This window comes from Spongiactinospora gelatinilytica (genome assembly GCF_003236385.1).
In the GTDB taxonomy this organism is placed as follows: Bacteria; Actinomycetota; Actinomycetes; order Streptosporangiales; family Streptosporangiaceae; genus Spongiactinospora; species Spongiactinospora gelatinilytica.
The window spans coordinates 23,408-32,100 of record NZ_POUA01000037.1 but is presented as its reverse complement, the minus strand read 5'-3'; the positions used below and the strand labels follow the sequence as shown (position 1 = coordinate 32,100).

Here is an 8,693-nt window from a genome sequence, read left to right as displayed (position 1 = left end):
CCCCCCGCAGCCACCCCGCGAGCGCCCGGATCTCCGGCCCCTGGGCCACGGTCACGCGTTCGGCGAGCGCGAGGAGCCTGCGATCGGCCGAGCGCGCGGGGGCGAGCGCGGCCATCTCCAGGGCCTGGCGGTGGTGCGGGATCATCGACTCGGCGAACGTGATGTCGGCGGCGGAGGTCCGCGCGCCGGAATCGCCCAGGCGCTCCCCCGGCGTCGCCGTACGGCCGCTCCCGCCCGGCTCGCCCGGGACGATGACCGGTGCACCCGAGCCCGCGGTCAGCGGCTCGCCACGCTCCTCCGCCGGCCGGCCCGAGCATCCGGCGAGGACCGATACCAGTACAAGGGCGGCCGAAACCCGCCGAGTTCCCCATCTCGCCGACATAGCTTCCATACTGGGGCACGTTCATCGGCACTTCGGATGGGGAGACTGTGATCACTGCGCGATCGGCCGGCGGGACGGCCGCGGCGATGACGGCACTGCTGGTGATGGCGGGCTGCACGGCCGATCCAGGACCGGCGGCGAAGCCCGGCTCCGCCCGGTCGCAGGCCACGAGCCAGGGCACGCCCGGTGCGCTCGCCGTGGGCGAGGTGCGGACCAGTGCCAACGTCAAACTGTTGACGAATGTCCGGCCGGCCAAGCCGTTCGACGGCGAGGAGTCCTGGGGGACAGACCTGGCGTTCCAGGGCGACCATGTGTTCGTCGGCAACTACGAGGGCTTCACGATCTACGACATTCGCGACCCGGCCAAGCCCGTCACCGTGAGCCAGGTCGTGTGCCCGGGCGGGCAGAACGACATCTCGGTCAGCGGGGACCTGCTCTTCCTGTCGATCGACGAACCCCGCTCGGACGAGTCCTGTGCCAGCGAGGAGGCCCCCGGCCAGCCGGACGAGGGCTGGGAGGGCATCCGGATCTTCGACATCAAGAACCGGGCCAAGCCCCGGTACGTCTCCTCCGTCGCCACCGCCTGCGGCTCGCACACGCACACCACGATCCCGTCCGACGACGGCAAGACCGTCTACCTCTATGTGTCCTCGCCGGGGCCGATCCCCGACTCCAAGAGCTGCGCGCCGCCGCACGAGACGATCTCGATCGTGGAGGTGCCTGTGGCCGAGCCGACGTCCGCGAAGGTCGTCGCCGAGCCCATGGTCTTCGAGAAAGGTCACAAGCGCGACGAGATGGTCGCCGGCGGCTGCCACGACATCACCGCCTACCCGGAGAAGGACCTGGCCGCCGCGGCCTGCTTCGGCGACGGCGTACTGCTGGACATCGCCGACCCGGTACGGCCCAAGGTGCTACAGCAGGTCAGCGACGAGAAGAACTTCTCCCTCTGGCACTCGGCGACCTTCAGCGACGACGCCTCCAAGATCGTGTTCACCGACGAGCTGGGCGGCGGCGGCACCGCCACCTGCGACAGCGCCACCCCGGTCACCAAGGGCGGCAACGCGATCTACGACCTCAAGGACGGCAAGCTGACCCTGCGCTCGTATTTCAAGATGCCGCGCGAACAGGGGAAGGGCGAGAACTGCGTCGCGCACAACGCCTCGCTGATCCCGGTCGAGGGCAAGGACATCATGGTCCAGGCGTGGTACCAGGGCGGGGTGTCGATCTGGGACTTCACCGACTCTGGCAAGCCGAAGGAGATCGGCTTCTTCGAGCGCGGCCCGCTGAAGGAGGGCGACTCCTTCGGCGGGTCGTGGTCGGCGTACTACTACAACGGCCAAATCTACTCCAGCGACATCACGCACGGGCTCGACGTCATCGACATCGACGATCCGCTGACCGATCCGGCCAAGCGGGTGCGGATGGAGGACTTCAACGTGCAGACGCAGCGATCGTACGGGAAGTGATCACGGGTCCAGGTCGGCCGCGGAGCGCTCGGCGAAGACCTCCATCACCTTGGTGGTGACCGGCCCGGGAACGGCGGGGAGGGCCACGCCGTCCACCAGGCGGACCGGCTGGACGTCGCGCGTGGTGGAGGTCAGGAACGCCTCCTCGGCCTCGGCGAGCGCCGTCAGCGGCACGTCCTCCTCCTCCCCGCCGAACCAGGCGAGGACCAGGGCGCGGGTCACCCCGGCCAGGCAGCCCGACTCCAGCGTCGGGGTGATCAGCCGCCCGCCGGTCACGACGAACACATTGCTGCCGGTGCCCTCGCAGAGGTCGCCGGCGAGGTTGCCGAAGATCGCCTCGCCGCCGCCGCGCTCCTTGGCGTACGCCAGGGCCTTGGCGTTGTCGCCGTAGGAGGTGGACTTCACGCCGGTCAGCGCGCCGCGCTCGTTGCGCGGCCAGGGCACCACGGTGACGTCGACGGTTGCGGGAAAGGCGCGCTGCTCCGCGGCGATCACCACGGTGGTCGGGCCGTCGTCGCCGCGGTCGGAGCCGAGCGGGCCGTTGCCGCTGGTGTGGGTGATGCGGATGCGGGCCAGCGGCCAGCTCGCTGCGGCGCCGGTCAGGCAGGCGCGCACGCCCTCGGCGACGGCCGTGGTGTCCGGCTCGGGGATGCCCAGGCGGCGCGCGGACAGGGCGAGCCGGTCGAGGTGCCGGGTGAGCGCGAACGGCCGGCCGTACACGCTCTTGACGGTCTCGAACACGCCGTCGCCGACCATCAGCCCGTGGTCGAAGACCGAGATCGTGGCCCGCGCCGGGTCCAGCAGCTCGCCGTTGACCCATACGGGTGTCGTCATGTGACGCCTCCAGTTTCGCGGTACGACGCCAGGGCGATCAGCCTGGACGCCTTCAACTCGGTCTCCCGCCATTCTCCCCGAGGGTCAGAGCCCCAGGTGATTCCGGCTCCGGTGCCGAACCGGATCTGGTCGTCCTCCAACCAGAAGGTGCGGATGCCGACGGCCAGCGCCGCCTTCCGCCGGTCGGCGTCGACCCATCCCACGGCGCCGCAGTACGGCCCGCGGGGCTCGGGCTCCAGCTCGTTGATGATGCGCAGCGCGGACGACTTGGGCGCGCCGGTCACCGAGCCCGGCGGGAAGGTCGCCGCGAACAGCTCGGGCCAGCCCTGCCCGGCGGCGAGCCGGGCGCGGACCGTGGAGACCATGTGGACCAGCCCCGGGTACTCCTCCACCCGGCACAGGTCCGGCACGGCGACCGACCCCACCTCGGCCACCTGCCCGAGGTCGTTGCGCACCAGATCGACGATCATCACGTTCTCCGCGCGGTCCTTGTCCAGCAGGCCCTCGGGGGTGCGGGCGGTCCCCTTGATCGGGCGGGACTCGACCAGGTCGCCGTCCCGCGACAGGTACAGCTCGGGCGAGGCCGAGACCACGGTCAGGCCGCGCAGCGCGATGGCGGCGGCGTGCGCGGCCGGGTTGCCCTCCGCCAGGCGTACGGCCAGCGCGAGCGGATCGCGCCCGGCGCGGGGCAGCGGCGCGGACAGCACCCGGCACAGGTTGGCCTGGTAGACCTCGCCCTGCTCGATGTAGGCGCGGATCTTCTCCACCCCGGCCTCGTATGCCGCCTGGTCGAGCGAACCGTGCCATGCGCCGGGCTCGGGGCCCCGCCAGGGCTCGCGCCCGGCGGCCAGGCGGGGGCCCGGCGGGGCGGGCCGTACGTCGTCGAACCGGGCGCAGGTGACCTTGCCCTCATAGGTGACCACGACGGCCCACCAACCGGCGCCGTCCAGCGCGGACAGGTCGGTGGTGACGTCACGCAGCCGCGTCGCGACAAGCCCGCCTATGTGGGCAAAGGAACCATCCCCCAGGCAATTGTCCCGCCAACCCGACATGTCGCGCCGCACCCGCTCCTAGTTGAGCGGCCCGGTGACGGACTCGGCCGCGGCGACCAGGGTGCGGTCGGCGACCAGCCGTACCGTGGACTCGATCTCCGGCGCCAGGAACCGGTCCGGGCCGGGCCCGGCCACCTCCTGGCGCAACGCCGCGACGACCGCGCCGGTCGCCGGGGCGGGCGTGGCCGGGCTCCGCAGGTCGATGCCGCGCGCGGCGGTGAGGATCTCCACGGCGAGCACGCGGGTCAGGCCGTCCACCGCCCGGCGCAGCTTGCGCGCGGCCGACCAGCCCATGGACACGTGGTCCTCCTGCATGGCCGAGCTGGGGATGGAGTCCACGCTGGCCGGTACGGCCAGCCGCTTCAGCTCCGAGACGACCGCCGCCTGGGTGTACTGGGCGATCATGTGGCCGGAGTCGACGCCCGGATCGTCGGCCAGAAAGGCGGGCAGGCCGTGGTTCCTGGCCACGTCGAGGAACCGGTCGGTGCGCCGCTCGGACATCGAGGCGACGTCGGCCACCGGGATGGCCAGGAAGTCCAGCACGTAGGCGACGGGCGCGCCGTGGAAGTTGCCGTTGGACTCCACCCGCCCGTCGTCCAGCACCACCGGGTTGTCGATGGCGGAGGCCAGCTCGCGGGAGGCCACGGTGGCGGCGTAGGCGAGGGTGTCGCGCGCGGCGCCGGCCACCTGCGGGGCGCAGCGCAACGAATAGGCGTCCTGGACCCGCGTGCACGAGCCGTCGCGGTGCCCCGCCATGATCCCGGAACCGGCGAGCAGCGCCCGCAGGTTGGCCGCGCTGGCCGCCTGGCCGGGGTGCGGCCGCAGCTCCTGAAGGTCGGCGGCGAAGACGTAGTCGGTGCCGAGCAGCGCCTCAACGCTCATCGCGGCGGCGATGTCGGCGGTGGTGAGCAGCATCGACAGGTCGGCGAGCGCGAGCACCAGCATGCCGAGCATGCCGTCGGTGCCGTTGACCAGCGCGAGGCCCTCCTTGGCCGCGGGTTCGACCGGCTCGATGCCGGCCTGCTTCAGGGCCTCGGCGGCGGACACCGTACGGCCTGCGGCGTCGATGACCGGCCCCTCCCCCATCATCGCCAGCGCGACGTGCGAGAGCGGCGCGAGGTCCCCCGAACACCCCAGGCTGCCGTATTCGTGGACGATCGGGGTGATGCCCGCGTTGAGCATCCCGGCGAGGGTCTTGGCGGTGGTGGGCCGCACGCCGGTGTGCCCGGTGGCGAGCGTGCTCAGCCGCAGCAGCATCATCGCCCGGACGACCTCGATCTCCACCGCGGGCCCCGATCCGGCGGCGTGCGAGCGGATCAGCGACCGCTGCAGTTTGGCCCGCAGTTCGGGGGCGATGTGCCGGTTGGCGAGCGCGCCGAATCCGGTGGACACGCCGTACGCGGGGACGGCGCCTTCGGCCAGTTCCTCCACGCGCGAGCGGGCGGCGGCCATCGCCGCCACGGCGTCGTCGGTCAGATGTACGGCGGCGCCGCGCCGCGCCACCGCCACCACGTCGGCCGGATCCAGCGGGCCAGGCCCGATCTCGACGACCTCGTTGTCACGCATAGGGAGTCACTCTTTCGCATCGAACGCCGCGTAACCTGCGTATGGCATGTTAGCCCCTTACAGCAGCGTTGCCAGACCCACCCTGCCCTTATCGGTGATCCGCAGCGCCCTCCTCACCTGCCCGCGCTCGAACCACCCACGCTCGATGAGCCGCCCGGTCAGCGCGGCGCCCAGCGCCCCGCCGAGATGCGGCCGCCGTTCGGTCCAGTCCAGGCAGGACGGCGCGAACTTACGGCGGGCCCGCCGTGCCTCCGGCACGTCCACCCCGAGCCGCAGGAACATCGCCTCCCCCGCCTGCGGCACGTCGTAACGCCCGCCCCGGTCCAGCAGGCATCCGGCGGCCACCAGCCGGTCCAGCAGGTCCACCCCGGCCCGCCCGGCCAGGTGGTCGTAGCAGGTGCGCGCGTCGCGCAACAGCCGCGCCTGCCGTGCGCCCTTCAGCGACCGTACGGCCGGCCGCGGGCTGATCCTGGCCAGCACCTCCAGCGCCGCCGCGACGTCCGGCCCGGCCAGCAGGTAGTACCGGTGCCGCCCCTGACTCACCACGGTCACCAGCCCGCCGTCCAGCAGCCGCCCCAGATGCGCGCTCCCGGTCGGCGGGCTCACCCCCGCCGCCCTGGCCAGCTCCCCGGCGGCGAGCGCCCGCCCGTCCAGCAACGTGGTCAGCATCGCCGCCCGGGTCGCGTCCGCCATCAACCCGGCGACCTTGGTGATGTCCGCGTCCTTCGCGAACGGTTCAGCGTCCATACCGCACAACGTAACGCCGGCATGGTTGCGCCGGTATCGAAGTGTCGCCGCCGGTTTGGGGACTCGCCCGCGATTCGCTAGAGTTCATGCCGTGGCACCGCCCCGGGCCCCGGCCCGGCGACGCACCCACGCGGACGTGGCTCAGCTGGTAGAGCATCACCTTGCCAAGGTGAGGGTCGCGGGTTCGAATCCCGTCGTCCGCTCGGACAGGGCCTTGCCCGGTGGAGTGGCCGAGAGGCGAGGCAGCGGCCTGCAAAGCCGCGTACACGGGTTCAAATCCCGTCTCCACCTCCGATGACATCCGGGGCGATTAGCTCAGTGGGAGAGCGCTACCTTGACACGGTAGAGGCCACTGGTTCAATCCCAGTATCGCCCACCACCATCTCCGCGGGCAGCGCGTCTGCGGTCCCCGATGCGCAAGCTCTTTGATCACCCGCCGGGGAGATCGGGGCGGACGTCGTCCGTTGCGGGCAATCGGGCGAAAGAGCCGTACTCCGCGCTGTGGCCCGATCGAAGCGGCTCGTTTGGCGCGGCTATCATCCATGCATGAGTGTCAAGATCCACGGCGCCGGCATGACGAAAGAGAAATCAGCGTCATGAACACTGGGCTCGTGGCGATGGGCGCACCAGAGACGGCCATCGTTGTCATTGACGACTTCGTCGGCGCAATTCCCGAGATCACCCCGACTGATGAGCACCAGCGCGATCCTGGTGATCGCGCCGCGTGCCGAGAAGCTCGACGAGGTGTGCTCCGTCACGCGGCGGTTCCCCCGAATGGGGGAAGCCCCTCCCTCACCTACGGGAGGAATGCCGAGCCTGCCGGTTCTGCGGTCGAGCCATGATGGGTTCCGATCGTTCGCAATGCTGGCCGGCGTACGTCGTGGCGCTGATGTTGCTCGGTTATGCCGCCGGGAAGGCCGTCTTCGCTCTGCAGGCCCGGCTCGGATTCCCGGGCGGTCCGCCGGTGTCGGCCGCAGAGACCGACAGCTACTTCCTCGACCCGGCCCTGGCGCAATGGTTCGCCACCGCGTCGGGCGTGCTGGGCGCGTGCATCGCCCTCGCCACGGTCACCGCGCGGGGCCGCAGGGTGCCCAGAACGTTGATGTGGCTCATGCTGACCGTGCTGCTGCTGGCCGTACTCGGCGGCAAGGGGATCACGATCCTGGACGGGTTCATCGGCATCGGCGTGGGCTGGCAGTGGAACCACGGCGTCGTCGGACTCGTCGCTGTCGCGCCGGCCGCCGAGATGTTCCGGTCCAATGTGGTGCGGACGAGACGTGTCGCGCACTGATTGGACGCGGCTGGGCGGGTACGGGGCGGCGGCGCTTTGCGTGGCCTACGGATCGATGAAGCTCGCGCAGGCGCTGGGGGCCACCGCGCCGGCCGACAAGGACCCGCTGCCCCCGAAGCGCGGGCGCGCCTGCTCGCGCGTGACCCGATTTTCGTGGCGAGCCACTGGGTATTGGCCGGTGCCGCGGCGGTCGGTGTCATCGTCGCGCTGCTCACCCTCCGACCCTGGAGTGCGGGCGTTCCGCGCCGCCTGCTGCTGGTCATCTTTTGGTCGCTGGGGGCTTTCATGATCGCCCGATCAGTGGGAGTTCTGGGGTTCGGCTTCGTCGGCGACGCGGCGGTGCTGACCGGGCTGCGCCCCCCACCCGTCGAGCACCGGGCGCTGGCCCGTGACCCGGCGTGGTGGGACCTGCTGCTGTGGTCGCCGTTCTTCCTGCTCTGGGGCACGTGCCGGGCAGTGAGTGGATGGCGCCTCAGCAGGACCTGATCCGGAGGAGATCTGGGGATCTTCTGTGGATCGGCGTAGAGGCCGCGACTCCTCCGAACCCTCGTACGTCTCCTCTCGGTCCAGCGGAGGTCGGTGATCACGCATGATGGCGCGATGATGAGGATCGAGACGCCGTGGGGGCCATGGGAAGCCGCGCCGCTTGACGAGGTCGTCGCGCTGATGCGCGGGCTGGCGGCGCCGTGGTGGGTGGCCGGTGGGTACGCGATCGAGCTGGCCGTGGGCCGTCCGTATCGCGAGCATGAGGACGTGGACATCGCGCTGCTGCGCCGGGACCAGCTCGCGGTGCGGCGGCTGCTGCACGACTGGGACGTCCACGCCGCGGTCGTGCCCCGGACGCTGCGGCCATGGGCGCTGGAGGAGGTGCTGCCCGAGTCGGCGCACGACATCTGGGTGCGCGAGCATCCGGAAGGGCCATGGCGGTTCCAGCTCATGCTGGACGAGGCCGATGGGGAGGAGTGGGTCTACCGGCGTGACCCTCGGATCCGCCGCCCGCTGGCCGGGCTGACCGTCGAGGAGGACGGTTTCCACCGGCTTGCCCCGGAGGTGCAATTGCTCTACAAGGCCAAGGGCAGGCGGCCGAAGGACGAGACCGATTTCGAGAAGGCGCTCCCGCTGCTGAGCGACGGGCAGCGGCGCTGGCTGGACGAGGCTCTGGAGATGGAGCACACCACACATTCGTGGCGCGAGCGCCTGCGCCGTGATCCATGAGGTGGACGCTGCGCCGCCATGCCGCCGCCGTCGCCGCCGCGCGTTTCGACCATGCGTCTCCCGGACAGTGGCGGATCTCCACGCATTGACGGCGTCGGCGAGGGCCCATAGGCGACAGTTCATGAACTACATCCCGCAGG

Annotated in this window: 10 protein-coding genes and 3 tRNA genes; 7 read left to right on the top strand and 6 right to left on the bottom strand. The window is 71.3% G+C overall.

Annotated features, from left to right (window positions below):
• Positions 1-382 (bottom strand): DUF305 domain-containing protein (locus C1I98_RS07695; protein ID WP_146607323.1); only part of this gene is annotated, 382 nt, incomplete at its 3' end.
• A 47-nt stretch (positions 383-429) separates the two neighbouring features.
• Here C1I98_RS07695 and C1I98_RS07690 point away from each other — a divergent pair.
• A complete protein-coding gene (locus tag C1I98_RS07690; RefSeq protein WP_233507407.1) occupies positions 430-1,848 on the top strand; it encodes an LVIVD repeat-containing protein in 1,419 nt (472 codons plus the stop codon).
• On the opposite strand, the gene C1I98_RS07685 is transcribed toward C1I98_RS07690, so the two are convergent.
• The 4 genes from C1I98_RS07685 to C1I98_RS07670 are packed head-to-tail and all read right to left on the bottom strand — an operon-like array spanning position 1,849 to position 6,047.
• Positions 1,849-2,682 (bottom strand): aminotransferase class IV, encoded by an 834-nt coding sequence (locus C1I98_RS07685; protein ID WP_111166375.1) that lies wholly within the window; start codon positions 2,680-2,682, stop codon positions 1,849-1,851. It abuts the gene before it with no gap.
• Positions 2,679-3,734 carry a chorismate-binding protein gene (locus C1I98_RS07680; protein WP_111166381.1) on the bottom strand — a complete coding sequence of 352 codons (1,056 nt, stop codon included), beginning with the start codon at positions 3,732-3,734 and terminating at the stop codon, positions 2,679-2,681. Before C1I98_RS07680 ends, C1I98_RS07685 begins: the two co-directional genes overlap by 4 nt.
• 18 nt (positions 3,735-3,752) lie before the next feature.
• A complete protein-coding gene (gene hutH / locus C1I98_RS07675) occupies positions 3,753-5,300 on the bottom strand; it encodes a histidine ammonia-lyase (protein ID WP_111166374.1) in 1,548 nt (515 codons plus the stop codon).
• Positions 5,301-5,357: 57 nt separating this feature from the next.
• Positions 5,358-6,047, bottom strand: a complete 690-nt coding sequence (locus C1I98_RS07670; protein ID WP_111166373.1) for an ArsR/SmtB family transcription factor — start codon at positions 6,045-6,047, stop codon at positions 5,358-5,360.
• Between the two features lie 130 nt (positions 6,048-6,177).
• Here C1I98_RS07670 and C1I98_RS07665 point away from each other — a divergent pair.
• From C1I98_RS07665 to C1I98_RS07655, 3 genes are all read left to right on the top strand, one after another.
• Positions 6,178-6,250 (top strand) — tRNA-Gly (locus C1I98_RS07665).
• Between the two features lie 17 nt (positions 6,251-6,267).
• Positions 6,268-6,338, top strand: a tRNA-Cys gene (locus C1I98_RS07660).
• Between the two features lie 13 nt (positions 6,339-6,351).
• Positions 6,352-6,426 (top strand) — tRNA-Val (locus C1I98_RS07655).
• A 157-nt stretch (positions 6,427-6,583) separates the two neighbouring features.
• Here C1I98_RS07655 and C1I98_RS07650 read toward each other — a convergent pair.
• Complete coding sequence (locus tag C1I98_RS07650; RefSeq protein ID WP_111166372.1) at positions 6,584-6,805, bottom strand: hypothetical protein; 222 nt, start codon at positions 6,803-6,805, stop codon at positions 6,584-6,586.
• Between the two features lie 80 nt (positions 6,806-6,885).
• Between C1I98_RS07650 and C1I98_RS07645 the strand changes: the two genes are divergently transcribed.
• From C1I98_RS07645 to C1I98_RS07635, 3 genes are all read left to right on the top strand, one after another.
• The gene (locus C1I98_RS07645; protein ID WP_111166371.1) at positions 6,886-7,338 is read left to right on the top strand and encodes a hypothetical protein; all 453 of its coding nucleotides are present in this window, start codon (positions 6,886-6,888) and stop codon (positions 7,336-7,338) included.
• 153 nt (positions 7,339-7,491) lie between these two features.
• Positions 7,492-7,824 (top strand): DUF3995 domain-containing protein, encoded by a 333-nt coding sequence (locus tag C1I98_RS07640; protein WP_199536792.1) that lies wholly within the window; start codon positions 7,492-7,494, stop codon positions 7,822-7,824.
• A gap of 114 nt (positions 7,825-7,938) precedes the next feature.
• Positions 7,939-8,553: a nucleotidyltransferase domain-containing protein gene (locus C1I98_RS07635; RefSeq protein ID WP_199536791.1), complete on the top strand. Its 615-nt coding sequence runs from the start codon at positions 7,939-7,941 to the stop codon at positions 8,551-8,553.
• The last annotated feature ends 140 nt before the right edge of the window (positions 8,554-8,693 follow it).

Bases quoted from the DNA above. Each gene is read 5' to 3' on its own strand.
- C1I98_RS07645 (WP_111166371.1), top strand. From the start codon at position 6,886: ATGATGGGTTCCGATCGTTCGCAATGCTGGCCGGCGTACGTCGTGGCG.
- hutH (WP_111166374.1), bottom strand. From the start codon at position 5,300: ATGCGTGACAACGAGGTCGTCGAGATCGGGCCTGGCCCGCTGGATCCG.
- C1I98_RS07685 (WP_111166375.1), bottom strand. From the start codon at position 2,682: ATGACGACACCCGTATGGGTCAACGGCGAGCTGCTGGACCCGGCGCGG.
- C1I98_RS07635 (WP_199536791.1), top strand. From the start codon at position 7,939: ATGATGAGGATCGAGACGCCGTGGGGGCCATGGGAAGCCGCGCCGCTT.
- C1I98_RS07670 (WP_111166373.1), bottom strand. From the start codon at position 6,047: ATGGACGCTGAACCGTTCGCGAAGGACGCGGACATCACCAAGGTCGCC.
- C1I98_RS07680 (WP_111166381.1), bottom strand. From the start codon at position 3,734: ATGTCGGGTTGGCGGGACAATTGCCTGGGGGATGGTTCCTTTGCCCAC.